Source organism: Candidatus Eisenbacteria bacterium, from assembly GCA_016867495.1.
Classification (GTDB): domain Bacteria; phylum Eisenbacteria; class RBG-16-71-46; order CAIMUX01; family VGJL01; genus VGJL01.
Genome location: VGJL01000048.1, coordinates 1 through 15,502 on the forward strand (window position 1 = coordinate 1; position 15,502 = coordinate 15,502).

Below are 15,502 nucleotides of genomic sequence, written 5' to 3' on the forward strand. Positions count from 1 at the left end.
GCGGGACACGATCTCGATGGCGCGGGGAAGCGGGGCTGACGAGGTGAAGGCCGCAGCCGCCGGCCGCGAAAGGGTCCGTGCGCACATGGAGGGAAAGACGTTGCGGAAGGTCTTCTTCGTGCCCGATCGACTGATCAATCTGGTCGTGGGCTGAGGGGAGATCCTCGATGAAGCTCCGAATCCTGTTCCTGCTGCTTCTGGTCCTCGCGTGGAGATCGCCCGAGAACGCGGCAGCCGAGGCCTTCGTCAGAGCGAACGGCGGCTGGCTCGATGTCGAGGGCGGGGCCACGCGGGGTGTCGGGAACTCATATCAGGGAGGCTACGGGCTCTCCTTCGAGGCCGGGTTTGCCCTCTCGAACTTCATCGCCCTGAGCGCCGAGTTCGCCCCTTCGTACAACCAGCCGCCACGGAAGACGCCGGCGACGACGGACCTCGAGGGAGGATCGTATCAGGCTCTGACCGGGAACCTCCTTCTCCGCTTCGAGCCGATTGAGCGGCTCAGGCCGTACATCCTGCTGGGAGGCGGGCAGGGGCACTTCACCTTCGACTACGCCGACTCGGGGAGAGTGGTCGGCTCGGGATCCAACAGCAGGAGGATCCCCGACGACCGCTTGAGCGCGCTGTCGATGATCGTCGGATTCGGGTTCGACAGCCCGCTCACGGGACGGCTCTCGTGGGGGATCAGGGGACGCTACTTCTATCACCGCTGGAGGCCCGAGAGCGATGAGGGGATCCTGTACGCGTTCCCGAAGGGCGAGGCCTTCGCCGTCGACGCCGGCCTGAAGTTCCGCTTCTAGAAGGTCCCCCAGCCCGTCATCCTAAGGCAGCCTGATCCTCGCCTCCCTGCACTGGAGGATCTCCTGCGTCGCCATGTTCTGGACGAAGGCGATCAGGCGAGTCTCGCGGGGAGTCCGCGCGGCTTCAACCGTTTCCTCCGCGAGATCGAACTGGATCGACGAATCGAGGAATCCTCCGGCGGGAATGGCCCCCTCCTCGCGCAGGATGTCCAAGTCGACCGGCGCCGCATACTTGCGGACGACGCCATGGAAGAAGTCGACATGATAGGGGTTCCACACGACGACGCTGTCCTTGGCGTAGAAGGCGTGAAGCTCGAGCCGATCCGATGTCTCCAGTGGCTCGATGGCGACTAGCCGGAGGTTTCCGGTCAGGACCTCCTCCTCGGTCCGGACATCGCTCCAGTAGAGGCCGATCTTCGAATCCTGGCCGTACGTGGAGGAGACGCGCGAGGCGTAGGCGGCGACGAGATCTGGACTTGAGGCGCCGAGGAGCCTGTCCCGGCCGTTGAAGAACGCATACGGTGCGTTCTGCTCGTTTCCGTAGAAGAGCACACGCTGCGCGATCTGATCGGTGAAGAGGACATCGAAGCCGCTCCAGTAGAGATGCACTTCCACCGATGCGAACGCCTCCGGGTCGTAGCGCGGATCGCGCTCCAGCGAGTCGGCGGCGGCATCGGCTTTCGGACAGTTCGGGCAGTATGTGGCCGTCATGAGCTCGAGGAGACAGCCCCGGATCTGCGGCCTCGGAACGTATTCGAACGCGAAGACGACCTCGGCGGTCCCCACCGCCGGGATCGCGACAGTCCTGGCCGTGTCGGCGGAGGCCAGATCGAAGCCCACCCGGTCGAGTGATCCTCGCGGGACTCCCACGGAGTGATCCCCCTGGGCGAGACAGACGAACGACGCCGGCGTGACCTGGCCCGTCTGTGCCCCATCGAGCAGCACGGGCAGTCCCGGAGGCTCCGATCGGACGATCAGGGCGTTTCCATCAGGCAGCGGGCGCAGCTCGAAATCGAGAGTCTGACGCACGCCCGCGCGGATCTCCGTGATCACCGTGTCGGACGGCGTCACGGCCGCGCAGGTCTTCTGCACGACGAAGGTGTAGGTGCCGGGCGGCAGGAAGGTGTCGATCTGGGCCTCCGTCAGGTTCCCGCGGATCCTCGTCCCGTCCACGAAGACCCATGCCCCGAGCCTCAGGCTCGGCGGATCCGCGGGGAAGCGCAGCAGGACCTCCGCGACTGTCGGAGCCGGAAGATCGTCGGCGCAGCCCGCTAGGGCGAGGGCCGCGAGAAACGAGGCGGCCAACCTAGAAGTTCGTGAGCAGCTCAAGACGACCTCCTTCGAATGGGTCGACGATCTTGCACACTCCACCGGAGCAGACCTGTCCGCCCCGCAAAGATCCACCCGCGACGGTCAGCTGGCCCAAGAGCCCCAGCCGGATCCTCCACTCCGCCCAGAACCAGGATTCGCGATCCAGGTTGGGCTCATCGCTCCACTCCGTCGTGACCGACCAGCTGTGGCGCGGGGCGCGGGTCAAGCTCACCGTCGCCACCTGATCGCGATACTCGACCGGCCACTCGAAGCGGGACGTCGCCAGATCCTGCTTCTGCGTGGCCTGCGTCTCGTAGCCGACCTCGATCGCCCAGGGTCCGAAGGAGCGCTGGGCGTCTCCGCCGTAAGTGATCCGCTCGAAGAAGACCCGATCGCTTCCCTCGCGGACCTTCTCCTCGGTCTCGCCCGCCCGCAGGATCCAGTGGGTGCCGATCCAGTCGGCCTCGGCCTCTCCCACGACCTCCCAGGCTGGGAGGTCGGCGTGGCGCGCGTAGGACCGGCTCCAGTTGCCCGTGAACGAGAGCGCGGGGGAGGGATTGATCATGACCTCGGTCTGGATGCCCCGCTCGTCATCGAGCCGGATGTTCGGCACGTGCGATCCTCGGTTCAGGAGCGTCGTCGTGTGCTGGCGGACCACTGTCGGCGGGATTCCGTACGCGTGCGCGAATCGAAGCAGATCCTTGCCCTCGACCAGAAAGGCAACCCGTCCGACGGAAGCGTTCGCGGCGAAGTAGCCGCCGTGCCCGTCGGCGGGGGAGCGACGCCCCTTCCTCTCCGGGGAGTAGTGCCGGATCGCATACTCCCCTTTTAGGTCGATCCCGCCGGGAAGCCTCGCGGTCCCCTGGAGCCCGGCGATGCCATCGCGCCCGGGCCTCGGCTCGTCGCCGAAGACGGAGTCGACAAGGGCCCCGTTTGCGACGACCGACCAACCCTTGCCCAGATCTGAGCGGGCGGCGAGGCCCTTGACGATCGTAGCGGGTCGGCCGTAGCTGTTCGTCCCGGCGATCCCCTCGAAGTCGAATCTCCCCAGCTCCGCCCTTATGTGCGCTCCATCGACTACGTTGTCGAAATCGATCGTCTTGTCTTCGTAGATCATGAGGACCATCCCCGATCCGAGAGTCGCGTAGCTGTCGCCGAGTCTGGCCTCCACGGGTCCATGCTTGGCGCCGACCCATCTCTTCCGGATTCCCTCCTGACGGATCCCGTACTTGTTCGGATCGAGCCGGGGGTCGGAGGGCGTGTGGGAGAGGAAGACGACGCCAGCGCTGAATCGGTTCCAGGTCAGATCGATGTCGAGGCGATCGTCGACGAGGCTCTCCTCAAGGGCCGTGTCGTAGTAGAGCTCGAGCTGATTGGCCCCCCTGAGGTCCGCCTCCTCCGCCCACGCGACTCCGCCGATGAACAGGAGTCCGCTGCCGGCCGTGAGCATTAGCGCGGCGCAGGCCATGACTGCGAGGGGGCCGCCGGCCACGGGCCGGCGCGGGGCGGCCGCCGGACGGGCGAGGCAGCTCACTTCGGGCTGCCGGAGGTCTCACTCTCCGCCCCCAGGCCCAGCAAACCCCGCACGAGCTCCTCGAGCTTCTTCTCGTCCCCGGGTAGATACGACTCCGCGAAGTGCACGATCTTCCGATCCTGGGCGATCAGGAAGGAGGTCGGATACTGCCTCACGTTGAACAGGTTGCCGATCGACTTGCTCGGATCGGTCAGCACGAGAAACTGAAACTTGTTGGAGTCGACATAGGGCTTCACCTTCTGCACGGTGCGCGGCTCGTCCTGCGAGATCGCGACGACGGAGAACCCCCTGTCGCGGTACTTCTTGTGGAGCTTGTCCAGCTCCGGCATCTCGCGCTTGCAGGGCCCGCACCATGTGGTCCAGAAGTCGACGAGGATCGGCCCCTTCTTGAGAAGCTCGGACGCCTTGACCTCCTTCCCCTGAAGGTCCTTGGCCGTGAAGTCGGGGGCCTTCAGGACGGGACTCTCCTTGGCCGGCTTCCCTGCCGTCTCGCCCGATGCCAGGGCCGCCTCGGGGCCGGCGGGAGCGGATGCCTGGATCTCCTGGGCCTGGCCTGGAGACCAGGTCGCGACGATGAGGGCCAACAGAGGCCACGGAGCGATGGGGCTTCGAATCGCCTTCAATTCAGGACTCCCTTTCCCTGCGTTCTTGGACTCGGTGCGCCTTGCTTCGACATCCCGAAGGGGCGAGATCGCCGATATCCGGTCTTCCCCCGCGACCCCGGGAAACGGCTTCATTGTATGGAGATTGCGCGGGCCTGTCCAAGGCCGAAGGGAAGAGCGCGGCCGGGTTCTTCTCCGGGCGCGTGGAGAGGGCCTCGAGGGTCGCGAAACCCTGCCGGACAGCGCCAAGCACGGCGTTGTCGGCCGCCTCCCGATCTGGGATCGTACTGCCCGATGGAAGGCGCGCGCGAAGCGAGGGATCGTATCCTCGAGTGGGGGAGGGAGATCGGCTTCTCATCGGTGGGGATCGCTCCCGCCGAGCCCTCACCGGCCTTGCCCCGGCTCATCCGGTGGCTCGAAGAAGGCCGCAACGGCTCGATGGCCTATCTTGCCCGCGACCCTCTCGCGCGCGGGGATCCGCGCAACCTTCTCGGGGGATGCCGCAGCGTCATCTGCGCGGCGCTTCCCTACAGCACAGGCGATGATCCGGCGGCCGGTCGGCCCGAGCTCGGGAGGATCTCCCGCTACGCCTGGGGGGATGACTATCACGCTGTCGTGAAGGAGAAGCTCGAGGCCCTCTCATCGCGGATCCGCAGGGAGTGGCCCGAGGCGCGAGCGAGGGTCGCTGTCGACACCTCCCCGATCATGGAGAAGGCCCTTGCCGCGCAGGCCGGAATCGGCTGGATGGGGAAGCACACGCTGATGATCGATCCAGGGCGGGGCAGCTGGTTTGTCCTCGGGGAAGTCCTCACGACGCTCGCTCTGTCTCCGACCGGCGCTGTGGAGGACCGCTGCGGGGGCTGCTCGCGCTGCGTCGAGGCCTGTCCGACGGGCGCGATCGTCGAGCCCTATCTTCTCGATGCGAGGCGCTGTCTCTCGTATTGGACGATCGAGCGGAAGGGCGAGATCGATCCCGAGATCGAGATCCGGACAGGGAACTGGATCTTCGGCTGTGACGTGTGCCAGGAGGTGTGTCCCTGGAACGAACGGGCGCCGCGTGCGGAGGAGCCCCGCTTCGCTCCGCGCATCGAGAATCTCGGCCGGGCGCTGCGGGAGTGGCGCGAGGCCGGCGAGGCTGAGTTCGACCGGCGGTTCGGCGGGAACCCGGTCGCTCATGTTGGTCGCGGAGCCTTTCTCAGGAATGTAGAAGCAGCGATGCGAAACGAGAGGAGACGATGATGGCCGGAAGAGAGGCGATTCGAATCCCGCGCGAGAAGGGGCGACCGCTGGCGGGCGACCTCCACATCCCCGCGGACACGAAGAGCCCGCAGGGCGGGGGCTCGGTTCGTGGTCCCGGGGACTCGGCGGGCCGCGAGGGGCTGGGCGCGGTCCTCGTCATCCACGGATTCAAGGGATTCAAGGACTGGGGCTTCTTCCCGCACCTCTGCGACGCCCTGGCGGAGGGCGGATTGCTCGCTCTCAGATTCAACGTGAGCGGCGCGGGCATCAGGGAGGACGGCGATCGGTTCGACGACCCCGAAGCGTTCGAGTCGAACACCTACGGCAAGGAGCTTCGCGACATCGCTCTGGCGGCAGCATTCCTGAGGGCGAGGGGGGAAGCGATGGGCCGCCGCCCGAAGCTCGGTCTGCTGGGAGTGAGCCGCGGGGGCGGGATGGCCATTCTCCATGCCGCCGCGGATCGGTCCATTCAGGCGTTGGCCACCTGGGCGGCGATCTCCTATGCCGACCGTTACGATCGCTCGGCCCACGAAGCCTGGGAGCGGGGCGAGACGGTTCCGGTGGCGAACGTCCGGACCGGCCAAGTCTTCCAGATGCGCGGCGCGCTCTGGGAGGAGCTCCGGAACGACGCGGAGCGCTTCGACATCCTTCGCGCAGCCGGCAGGATCGATCTCCCCTGGCTGATCGTCCATGGAGACGCCGACGACACGGTGAAGCTCGACGAGGGGACGGCCCTGCATCGGGCGGCGCGGGACGGGATGTGCGGAGAGCGGGCCCGGCTTCTCATCCTTCAGAAGACCGGGCACACCTTCGGCGGCGTCCATCCCTTTCGGGGTGAGACGCCTCCCATGCGAAAGGCGATCCGGGAGACGGTCCGCTGGTTCGCCGCGCATCTCGATACGCTCGGCGAGGCGTCCGGCGCTCCTTGACACTCGTTCTCCCGGGCGGCTAGTCTCGGTTTCGAGGTCGCGTTTTGACCGGTGAGCAACAATCCGCCACTCTGGGAGATCATCTATCATGCTGGATCGCAAGCAAGTCGAAGGGGTTTTCGATCGTAGGGTTCGTCCCGCGCTCATGATGGACGGCGGGAACATAGAGCTGATCGATGTGAAGGACAACAAGGTCTACGTGAGGCTGGTGGGCGCCTGCGGGCATTGCCCCAGCTCCGCGATGACCCTGCAGTTCGGCGTCGAGAAGGCGCTCCGGGAAGAGCTCTCCGAGTTCGAGGGGCTCGTCACGGTCTGATACCTCGATGAGGCGCGATGATGCCGGGGGGGCGCGCGCGGGGACTCCCGCAGCGGCCTCCTCGTTCGCTTTCACAAGGGGGTTCGCATGAAGCTTCGATGGTTGCTCCTGCCCGTTCTGCTCGGTGCTCTTCTCGGCGGCGAGGCAAGGGCCGATGTGACGATCGAGACCAAGCACAACGAAGAGACCCACATGATGTACTTGGCCGAGCACATGTTCCGCTCAGACATCAAGGACGGCATGGTGATCTTCCGGGGAGACAAGAAGGTCCTCTGGATGGTGGACCTCGGCAAGAAGAAGTACACGGAAATGACCGAGGCGGACGCGAAGGCGATGGGACAGAAGATAGACGAAGCCATGGCGCGGATGCAGGAAGCGCTGAAAGAGGCCTCCCCGGAGCAGCGGGCGATGATGGAGAAGATGATGGGGAACGTGCCGGGGGCGAAGCAGAAGTCGAAGCGGATCGTCACTCCGCTGGGGCAGAGCCGTGAGATCAACGGTTTCCGATGCAAGGGATATACGGTCGATACCGGGGACGAGGCGACTAGCGAGGTGTGGGCGACCGATCCGAAGGCGATCAATCTGGATCCCGCGGAGCTATCGGTCTTCAAGGAGTTCGCGGAGTTCATGCAGGAGATCCTGCCGGGCATGGACAGCCTCGAGGAGCTCATGAAGGACTACGAGAATCCGGGGGAGGATCAGGTTCCCGGATTCCCGATCCTGACCATCGCGAAGGACAAGAAGGGGAAGGAGTCCTGGCGCTCCGAGGTGGTCCGCCTGGAGAAGGGGTCGATCGGCGCCGAGAAGTTCGAGGTGCCGGCCGGATGGAAGAAGGAGAAGGGAGCCTTCGGGGAGTGACCGCCGCGCCGCCCGCGCGCCGCCCCTGGTGGGTCTTCTCGGCGATCGGCGCGGGCGCTTTCATGTCCGCATTCGGCGGGAGCGCCGTCAACGCGACGCTCCCGGTGATCCAGTCCTCTCTCGGCAGCGGCATCGCGACCGTGCAGTGGGTCCTGACGGTCTTTCTCCTGGCCGTGAGCGCCCTTCTTCTCAGCTTCGGACGGCTCGGCGACATCCTGGGACACAGGACCATCTACCTCTGGGGCTTCGTCGGGTTCATCGCCGGTTCGACCCTCTGCGCGATCTCCCCGTCCGCCGGCGCCCTCATCGCTTCCCGCGTCGCGCAGGGAATCGGCGCCGCGATGCTCTTCGCGAACTCCCCGGCGATCCTCACCGGGAGCTTTCGGGCCGAGGACAGGGGCCGCGTCCTGGGCCTGCTCTCCATGATGACCTACATCGGTCTTACGGCCGGTCCGAGCCTCGGAGGCTGGATCGCCGCCAACCTGGGCTGGCGCGCCGTTTTCTATGTCAACGTCCCCGTGGGTCTCGCGGCGCTCCTGATCGCCTGGCGCGTCCTGCCCCGCGAGAGCGCCCAGGGAGGCGAGAAGCGATTCGACCTGATGGGCGCCGGCGCATTCACGGTCGGTCTTCTCGCCCTGCTCCTCTTTCTCAATCAGGGGTACTCGCGAGGCTGGGACTCCGCGCCGATTCTGCTGCTCCTCGTGGCCTCGGTCGCGCTTCTGACTCTCTTCGTCGCCGTCGAGCGCAGGGACCGGGCCCCGATGCTCGATCTCGGCCTCTTCCGGAGCCGGATCTTCTCGGCTGCCGCCGCGAGCGCGATGCTCAACTACCTCGCCATCTTCATCTGCCTCTTTCTGATGCCGTTTCTGCTCATCAGGGGGATGCGCATGTCCGTCTCGGAAGCCGGTCTGCTCCTGACCTGTCAGCCCCTGGCCATGGCGATCACCGCTCCCCTGAGCGGCGCCGTCGCGGACCGCGTCGGATCGAGAGGACCGAGCACGCTCGGGATGGCGATACTGGCGACAGGCCTATTCCTTCTGGCCAGCCTTGACGCCGCATCGAGCCGCTGGGAGATCGGCGCGGGGCTGGCCGTGGTCGGTCTCGGGACGGGGATCTTCATCTCCCCCAACAGCAGCGCCCTCATGGGGGCGGCGCCCAAGCACCGGCAGGGGATCGCGGGGGGTGTGCTGGCGACGGCGCGCAACCTCGGCATGGCGTTGGGCGTGGGTCTCTCGGGAGCGATCCTCACCACCCTGCTGGCCCGCGGGGCGGATCTCCACAGCGCGATCCGCGCCGGGTTTCTCGTGGCCGGGGCCGTAGCGCTGGCCGGCGTTCCGATCTCCGCGTCGAGGGGTGGGGAGGGAAGTCGTGATGCCGGCTGAAGCCCAGTTGGTTGCCGCTGGCGAAAGGGGAGCGCGGCGCTCTGCCAGGAGCGGTTCTCCCTGCGAGGGCACCGCAAGGTGGTTTGCCGGTTGCGTCGCCTTCTCGCTGTCGCCCCCTGCCGCGGGCGCAGCGACTGCGCCCACGACACCCGGTGACGAGAACTACTTCTCCTTGGGGATGCGCTTGCTCTCCCTGGATCGTTGGAGATCATTCGAATGGTAGATGCACTCGCTGAGCAAGGCGTCGCCGATGCTGACGTCCTTCGCCATCTCCTTGCACGTGGGGGCTCCGCACAGGCCGCAGTCCAGGCCCGGGAGTTTCGTCAAGAGCGCTTCCGCCTCGCGGACCGCTCTCACCCGTTCACTCAGGTTGCCCGAATGACCCCGTGCCGGTCGCGGCAGGATCGGCCGTCCGAGGCCGAAATCCTCCGTCGAATACCGTCTCTCGACCTCCGCCAGCGTCTCGCGGTCCATGTCCGGAAGCCTGTCGAGGAGCGACTGCATTTTGCTGAGGGTGACGTAGACGTTGGCGACCGTCAGGTTGCCGCCGGCGCAACCGCTCCAGCAACTGTGCGCCTCGACGAACTCCACGTTGCGCAGCCTGCCCTTCTCGATGTCATCGAACACCTGGGTGATGTTCGAGATGCCAGTGACATGCAGATAGCGGTGGTGGGCCAGTACCTGGCTGAGCCCGTCGCCCAGGCATGATCGCAGGAGAGCGGCGCTCCTGATAGGAACCGCCTTGGGCGGCTTCTCCGGCTCGGCCTTCATGGTGTTCGCGCTCGCGACGATCGCGTTGTAGACCTCGGAGATGCCCAGGGTCCCGTCCAGGTTGCTCTCCACCCTCTCGGCAGGCTCGAGAATCGAGATGGTCTTCGCCTGGCACGGGGTAATGTGGATGGCCGCGATCTGGTCCCTGGGAATGCCGAGTTCCCCCGAGTATCGTCGTTTGGCTTCGCGGCCAGCGATCTCCCGTGGGGGCTGAATGCAAATGAGCTGATCCACCATCCTCGGATAGGCGACCTGCACGAGACGCACGACGACAGGGCAGGCGACGGAGATCAGGGGCAGGGGCCCCTTCCAGTTCTCGAGGTATTCCTTGATCGCCCTGTCGACGAGGCTGATCTCGACGGCGAAGTCCCAGACCGCGTCAAAGCCCAACATGAGGAGGCCTTGAGAGATGTGGGCGGGGGAGATGCCTGCGGGAAACTGGCCGAACAGGACCGGGGAGGGAATCGCGACCCTGAACTTGAATCCGCAGAGATCCTTCACGGAGGAGGTCGTGGGCGCGATCGCGCCCCATTGGCACGAGGAGAGGCAGACGCCGCAGTCGATGCACCGCTCCGGCGTGTACCGCGCCCTCCCCTGCCTGACCCGGATCGCGTGGGTCGGACAGACCCGCATGCAGGCAAGGCAGCCTTGGCACTTCTCCTCGTCGATCCGGAATCCGTGGGCGAGAGCGCTCATTTCGCGTTCAGGTGGATCACAGACAAGAGTCTGGTTCCTTTCCCGACCTCCGACCCGAGTTCAAACCTGTCCGAGGTCTTCTTGATGTTCGGCAGGCCCATGCCGTAGCCGAATCCCATCTCGCGCATTTCATCGCTGGCGGTCGAATACCCCTCTTGCAAGGCCAGCTCAATGTCCGGAATGCCGGGACCGTCGTCCACGACCTCGATTGAAAGATCCTCCTCGGTCAGCGTGAAGATGACCGTGGCCCGGGCTGCGTACATCACGACATTCATCTCCGCCTCGAACGTCACCACCCCCGCGCGCAGGATGATGTCGGGATCCATCCCGATGTCCGACAGGATCGCCTTCACCTCTGCAGAGGTTTCGCCGGCCTTATCGAAGTCCAGGCCATGGACCTCGAAGGTCTTCCTGAGGAGAACGTCGGACTCCATGGCTATGTGACACCCCTGAGACCCTGGTTCCGCAGAATCCCGCAGCAATCGAACATCCCAAGTCGCGTGGCCAGGATGGCGATGCTCCTCTGGCGCGCATGGTCGATCGTCTTCTCGTTGGGGCGGACGCCCCTCACAAAGAGGATGGCGGCCAGATCGGCTACGTGCGCGGTTCGGACCGCCTGGATGTTCGCGAGGCCGGTGACGAGAAAGGCGCGCCGGCAAAGGGCGGTCAAGACGACGCTCATGCCGTCGGCAGCGACAACTGTGCTGATCTCGGTCCCCAGGAGTTCGGGGCAGGCCAGGACCTCGCATTCCAGGAGGTCCCGGATGGCCGCAAGGCTCATGGACGTTTCTGGTTCAGCGCTCATCGGCGGCTTCCCATCCTTGCCCTCGGCGGCCGAGCAGGCAGATTCCAGATGCCCGTCTCAACCCGAAAGCGTCTGGTGTATGGACTGCGCGGCCTTTCTTCCCGCCCCCATGGCGCTGATGACGGTCGCCGCGCCTGTGACGACGTCGCCTCCGGCCCAGACCCTCTCGCGGGAAGTACGGCCAGTCTCCTCGTCGGCGACGATGTTCCCCTTCTTGCCCACCGTCAATCCGGGGGTGGACATCGGGATCAGCGGATTCGGGCTGTTTCCGATGGCGCAGACCACCGCATCCGCGCTCATGCGAAACTCGGATCCCTTGATGGGCACGGGCCGCCGGCGCCCCGATTCGTCAGGCTCACCCAGCTCCATCTTCAAGCACTCGATCTCCGTGAGCCATCCCTGGTCGTTGCCCAGCAACCGAACCGGGAGGGTCAGGTAATCGAATGTCACCCCCTCCTCCTCGGCGTTCTCGAGTTCTTCCAGCCTTGCCGGCATCTCGCTTCTGCTGCGGCGATAGACGATGTGGACTTCGTCGGCGCCCAAACGCAGAGCCGTGCGGGCCGAGTCCATCGCGACGTTCCCTCCTCCAAAGACGGCAACGCGCGCGGCCCTCTTGAGGGGCGTGTCCCATGCGGGGAAGCGGAAACCCTTCATCAGGTTGCAGCGGGTGAGGTATTCGTTCGCCGAGTAGACGCCGTTCAAGTTTTCTCCTGGGACTTCCATGAACCACGGCAGTCCCGCCCCCGCCGCGATGAACATCGCATCGTATTCCTCGAGGATCCTATCCACGGTGCGGGTCTTTCCAACGATATGGTCCAGATGCAGCGTGACGCCGAGGCTCGTCACGTACTCGACCTCACGGCGCACGATCGCCTTTGGCAGCCGGAACTCGGGTATGCCGTAGGTGAGCACACCGCCGGCCTCGTGCAGCGCCTCGAAGATCGTGACGCTGTACCCCAGTAGCGCCATGTCGCTGGCCACGGTGATCCCCGCCGGACCGGAACCGACCACCGCGATCTTCTTGCCGTTAGGGCTCGCCATCGCAGGCTTCTCGATGGCCCCGCTCGCGGCTTCCCAGTCGGCAAGGAAGCGCTCCAACCGCCCGATGGCCACCGGCTCGTGCTTCTTGCCGAGGACGCAGAACTTCTCACACTGCTCCTCCTGCGGACAGACACGGCCGCACACGGCGGGCAGGGCGTTTCTCTCCTTCAGCTTCTTGATCCCCGCGCTGAAGTCGTCGCTGACGACGCACTGGACGAATCCGGGGATGTCGATGTTGACCGGGCAGCCGTTCACGCAGTGGGGCTTCTTGCAGCCGAGGCAACGGGAGGCTTCCTCCTTGGCCTGTTCCGGCGTGTAGCCGAGCGCCACCTCGTCGAAGTTCCTGACCCTCTCGAAGGGTTCCTGTTTCGGCATGGGCGTCTTCCTGGACTCGATTCTCTTCGCCACGCTTGGACCTCCTTCGCACCCTAGAAGTGCGAAGCGCATCCGCTGCGCCGCAGCGGCTGGACCTCCTCGGGGTTGTAGGTCTTCCTCCGTTTCAGGAACTCCTCCCAGTCCACTTCGTGCCCGTCGAAGTCGGGCCCGTCGACGCAGGCGAACTTCATCCTCCCCGCGACGGTGAGGCGGCAGACGCCGCACATGCCGGTGCCGTCGATCATGATCGGATTCATGTTGACGATCGTCTTGGTTCCGAGTTCGCGAGTCACGTTCGACGTCTTCATCATCAGGAAGGTGCATCCGTTGACGATGATCCGATCCGGCTGGATCCTCTCCAGCGCGAGGATCTCCGGCAGGCGAGTGATGTGCCCTCGATAGCCGGCGGAGCCGTCGCGGGTCAGCTCGATGAGCCGATCGCAGACCGGCCGGAACTTCTCCTGCCAGTACAGGAGGTACCGGCTCCGCGCTTCGAGGAGGACGTGCACCCTGCTTCCCGCCTCGGCGAGCGCCCTCGCGATGGGGTAGATGCTCCCGATCCCGTAGCAGCCGGCGACGCAGAGGACGGTTCCGAAGTCGCCGATCTCCGTCTCCCGTCCGAGGGGACCGGCGTAGGTCGGGATCGTGTCGCCCGCCTTCAGCCTGGCGAGTCTGGATGTCGAGGCCCCGACCTGAAGGAACATCGAGGTCACGGTACCGGCCTCGAGATCCCAGTCGGCAACGGTGAGGGGAACGCGCTCGCCGGTCTCGCTCGGTCTCAGAATCACGAAGCTCCCCGGACGCACCGCGGCCGTGACCTGGGGAGCCTCCACGGTTAGCTCATGGATGTTCGGAACAATCATCCTGCGAACGACGACCTTGTACATGCCCGGTCCTCAGGACTCTGCCTTAAGTCCGCCCGCTCCCCGGCCGGCAACGCCTGAGTCTTCCGGCGTTGCCTGCGGTTCCACCAGAACTCCCTCCCGGATCCCGCTGGCGCGATAGAGGGGCTCCAGATCCTTCCGGTGAGGAATCCCTCCACATGCGAGCGGGCGATGCACGATGATGGAGCCGGGAGGACAGCTCGCGTCCGCCCGGGCAGTGGCCTGGATCTCGATCCCGTCAGCCCGCAGGAGAACGGGACCATCGCCTTCGATTCCGAGCTCGGCAAGATCTTCGGGATGGAGTCTGATCCCTTCCTCGAGGCTGAGTTCGGAAAGCCCTTCCACAACGCCGCAGAGGTCGATCCCGCGGTGTCTGAACCCGCCAGGGACGACGAGCAAGCGGCGACCGTCAGCGCGAGCGTCGCCGCGGGCGGGCGCGGGACGCCCTGCCGGCGATCCGATTCCGGTCTCGGCGAGCATTCGCTGGCGCCGATCAGGTTCTTCGGGGAAGCCGGGGACCTCGCGATGGATCTGCTCACGAACCCGGGCGGCGCTCTCGAACAAGAGATCACTGCGTGAGAGTCTCTCCGCCAGCATCCCCAGAATGAGCCAGTCGGGACGCGCGCATCCGGTGAGCGCCCCGTCCGGCAAGTCCTCGATCCTGGCATTCTCCTGCACGCGTCCCTCGACGTTCGTCAAAGTCCCTTCCGCTTCCGCAAAGCTCGAGGCAGGGAGGAACGCGTCCACTTCGAAGGGAGGGTAGTAGATGTCTTGCGCGATGATGTACTCGCACGAAGGTCGCTCGAAGAAGGGCGCCTCTCCGATGAGGAAGAGGACCTTCGGCGTCGCCCTCCCCTGGAGCAGGTCGTCAAGCGAGATGCCCTTCCCCTCTGCAGGCCTAGGTCCCGGGAGGATCTCCGGGAAGGCGCCGAGTTCGAGGACTCCTCTCGTGTTGGAACCATGGAAGAGGGGCAGGAAGGAAGTCTGCTCTCGTTCCGCGAGCCTCAGAAGCGCTTCTGCGAGCCGATACTCCGGATCGGCTGCGAAAGCGGACGGACCCACGACGATAGCCACGGCGCCTCCCGGCGCGACGGCGTCGAGAGCCCTCGCGAGCTTCTCGCGATCGACGCCTGTCTTGCCGGCGATCCGCGCGGCGTTCGGGGCGCTCCCTCCCAGCAGCGAATCAGCCAGAAGACCCAGCACGGTCCCTTCGGTCCCCGGACGGGTCCGCAGCCATAGGTCCGCATAGCGCGCCAGATTGGAGTCGTGGGAATCGATCGTGACGAGCCTCGCGCCTTCTCTCAGGGCGCGCCGGACCTCGACGCCGACGATCGAGAAGTAGAACCTCGTATCGAGCCCCACGGCGATGATCGTGTCCGCATGAGCGATCTCCTTGATGGAGATCGGAAGCGAGAGGAGTTTCGCCCAGAGGTCGATCCCGCCGGGGAAAGTCGAGCGCGCCGTGGAGTCGATGCCGTTCGACTTGAGGATCGACCGAACGAACTTCTGGGCAACGAAGAGGCTCTCGTTGGTCAGGTCCGGGGACACCACCATGAGGAAGTCGTCGGGGGCCAGGCCCTTGAGGCGCGCCGCGACCTCGTCGAGAGCTTCGGACCAGTCGACCTCGCGGCGGTAGCTCCCGCGCTTCAAGACCGGCCTCTTCGCCCGCTCGTGGTGGTGGGTCACTTCGGGAAGACAGAACCGGCCGCGGACGCAGAGTTGCCCGTCGTTGATCTCAGGGTCGAGATGCGCCTCGGCGCGCGAGAGCCTGCCGTTTCTGTGCTTGAGTTCGAGCTGGCAGCCGAGTGCGCAGAACGGACAGGTGGAAACCTGGAGTCCATCGGGTTGGCCATCCCATTTGGACACTTTGTCTGTCAGCGCTCCGGTGGGGCAGACGCCCACGCACGCCCCGCAGAACTCGCATCCGGCCTCCACGTGGCTTCTGCCGAAGGCTGTGCCGAT

The 15,502-nt window shown here is 65.7% G+C and carries 15 protein-coding genes; 6 read left to right on the top strand and 9 right to left on the bottom strand.

What is annotated here, in order from left to right; all coding sequences use genetic code 11:
• Positions 1 to 167: 167 nt before the first annotated feature.
• Positions 168 to 797 carry a hypothetical protein gene (locus tag FJY88_06615; protein MBM3287007.1) on the top strand — a complete coding sequence of 210 codons (630 nt, stop codon included), beginning with the start codon at positions 168 to 170 and terminating at the stop codon, positions 795 to 797.
• Positions 798 to 818: 21 nt separating this feature from the next.
• Here FJY88_06615 and FJY88_06620 read toward each other — a convergent pair whose 3' ends face one another.
• From FJY88_06620 to FJY88_06630, 3 genes are read right to left on the bottom strand one after another with little or no spacing between them, the layout of a single operon-like run.
• Positions 819 to 2,201 carry a PEGA domain-containing protein gene (locus tag FJY88_06620; GenBank protein MBM3287008.1) on the bottom strand — a complete coding sequence of 461 codons (1,383 nt, stop codon included), beginning with the start codon at positions 2,199 to 2,201 and terminating at the stop codon, positions 819 to 821.
• Entirely contained in the window at positions 2,104 to 3,642 is a 1,539-nt protein-coding gene (locus FJY88_06625) for a hypothetical protein (GenBank protein MBM3287009.1), read from the bottom strand. The genes FJY88_06620 and FJY88_06625 overlap by 98 nt, the downstream gene beginning before the upstream one ends.
• The gene (locus FJY88_06630) at positions 3,639 to 4,379 is read right to left on the bottom strand and encodes a TlpA family protein disulfide reductase (GenBank protein ID MBM3287010.1); all 741 of its coding nucleotides are present in this window, start codon (positions 4,377 to 4,379) and stop codon (positions 3,639 to 3,641) included. Before FJY88_06630 ends, FJY88_06625 begins: the two co-directional genes overlap by 4 nt.
• A gap of 3 nt (positions 4,380 to 4,382) precedes the next feature.
• Here FJY88_06630 and queG point away from each other — a divergent pair, with 3 nt between their 5' ends.
• The 5 genes from queG to FJY88_06655 all read left to right on the top strand — a co-directional run bounded on the left by queG (position 4,383) and on the right by FJY88_06655 (position 8,968).
• Positions 4,383 to 5,483, top strand: a complete 1,101-nt coding sequence (queG, locus tag FJY88_06635; protein MBM3287011.1) for a tRNA epoxyqueuosine(34) reductase QueG — start codon at positions 4,383 to 4,385, stop codon at positions 5,481 to 5,483.
• Complete coding sequence (locus FJY88_06640) at positions 5,480 to 6,412, top strand: hypothetical protein (protein ID MBM3287012.1); 933 nt, start codon at positions 5,480 to 5,482, stop codon at positions 6,410 to 6,412. Before queG ends, FJY88_06640 begins: the two co-directional genes overlap by 4 nt.
• Before the next feature lie 88 nt (positions 6,413 to 6,500).
• Positions 6,501 to 6,728, top strand: coding sequence for a NifU family protein (locus tag FJY88_06645; protein ID MBM3287013.1), 228 nt, complete (start codon positions 6,501 to 6,503; stop codon positions 6,726 to 6,728).
• An 87-nt stretch (positions 6,729 to 6,815) separates the two neighbouring features.
• Positions 6,816 to 7,586, top strand: coding sequence for a DUF4412 domain-containing protein (locus FJY88_06650; GenBank protein MBM3287014.1), 771 nt, complete (start codon positions 6,816 to 6,818; stop codon positions 7,584 to 7,586).
• Complete coding sequence (locus tag FJY88_06655) at positions 7,553 to 8,968, top strand: MFS transporter (GenBank protein MBM3287015.1); 1,416 nt, start codon at positions 7,553 to 7,555, stop codon at positions 8,966 to 8,968. Before FJY88_06650 ends, FJY88_06655 begins: the two co-directional genes overlap by 34 nt.
• A 162-nt stretch (positions 8,969 to 9,130) precedes the next feature.
• Here the strand turns inward: FJY88_06655 and FJY88_06660 are convergent, their stop codons facing one another.
• The 6 genes from FJY88_06660 to FJY88_06685 all read right to left on the bottom strand — a co-directional run.
• Positions 9,131 to 10,435: a 4Fe-4S dicluster domain-containing protein gene (locus FJY88_06660; protein MBM3287016.1), complete on the bottom strand. Its 1,305-nt coding sequence runs from the start codon at positions 10,433 to 10,435 to the stop codon at positions 9,131 to 9,133.
• A complete protein-coding gene (locus tag FJY88_06665) occupies positions 10,432 to 10,869 on the bottom strand; it encodes an anti-sigma regulatory factor (GenBank protein ID MBM3287017.1) in 438 nt (145 codons plus the stop codon). The genes FJY88_06660 and FJY88_06665 overlap by 4 nt, the downstream gene beginning before the upstream one ends.
• A gap of 2 nt (positions 10,870 to 10,871) precedes the next feature.
• Entirely contained in the window at positions 10,872 to 11,240 is a 369-nt protein-coding gene (locus FJY88_06670) for a hypothetical protein (protein MBM3287018.1), read from the bottom strand.
• Between the two features lie 57 nt (positions 11,241 to 11,297).
• A complete protein-coding gene (gene gltA, locus FJY88_06675) occupies positions 11,298 to 12,689 on the bottom strand; it encodes an NADPH-dependent glutamate synthase (protein ID MBM3287019.1) in 1,392 nt (463 codons plus the stop codon).
• A 20-nt stretch (positions 12,690 to 12,709) separates the two neighbouring features.
• On the bottom strand, positions 12,710 to 13,543 hold the full coding sequence (locus FJY88_06680; GenBank protein ID MBM3287020.1) for a sulfide/dihydroorotate dehydrogenase-like FAD/NAD-binding protein: 834 nt from the start codon (positions 13,541 to 13,543) through the stop codon (positions 12,710 to 12,712).
• A gap of 9 nt (positions 13,544 to 13,552) precedes the next feature.
• The coding region (locus FJY88_06685; GenBank protein MBM3287021.1) for a hypothetical protein at positions 13,553 to 15,502 on the bottom strand (1,950 nt) is incomplete at its 5' end.

Bases quoted from the DNA above. Each gene is read 5' to 3' on its own strand.
- FJY88_06615 (MBM3287007.1), top strand. From the start codon at position 168: ATGAAGCTCCGAATCCTGTTCCTGCTGCTTCTGGTCCTCGCGTGGAGA.
- FJY88_06640 (MBM3287012.1), top strand. From the start codon at position 5,480: ATGATGGCCGGAAGAGAGGCGATTCGAATCCCGCGCGAGAAGGGGCGA.
- FJY88_06630 (MBM3287010.1), bottom strand. From the start codon at position 4,379: ATGAAGCCGTTTCCCGGGGTCGCGGGGGAAGACCGGATATCGGCGATC.
- queG (MBM3287011.1), top strand. From the start codon at position 4,383: ATGGAGATTGCGCGGGCCTGTCCAAGGCCGAAGGGAAGAGCGCGGCCG.
- FJY88_06680 (MBM3287020.1), bottom strand. From the start codon at position 13,543: ATGTACAAGGTCGTCGTTCGCAGGATGATTGTTCCGAACATCCATGAG.
- FJY88_06665 (MBM3287017.1), bottom strand. From the start codon at position 10,869: ATGGAGTCCGACGTTCTCCTCAGGAAGACCTTCGAGGTCCATGGCCTG.
- FJY88_06660 (MBM3287016.1), bottom strand. From the start codon at position 10,435: ATGAGCGCTCTCGCCCACGGATTCCGGATCGACGAGGAGAAGTGCCAA.
- FJY88_06655 (MBM3287015.1), top strand. From the start codon at position 7,553: ATGGAAGAAGGAGAAGGGAGCCTTCGGGGAGTGACCGCCGCGCCGCCC.
- FJY88_06645 (MBM3287013.1), top strand. From the start codon at position 6,501: ATGCTGGATCGCAAGCAAGTCGAAGGGGTTTTCGATCGTAGGGTTCGT.
- FJY88_06650 (MBM3287014.1), top strand. From the start codon at position 6,816: ATGAAGCTTCGATGGTTGCTCCTGCCCGTTCTGCTCGGTGCTCTTCTC.
- FJY88_06670 (MBM3287018.1), bottom strand. From the start codon at position 11,240: ATGAGCGCTGAACCAGAAACGTCCATGAGCCTTGCGGCCATCCGGGAC.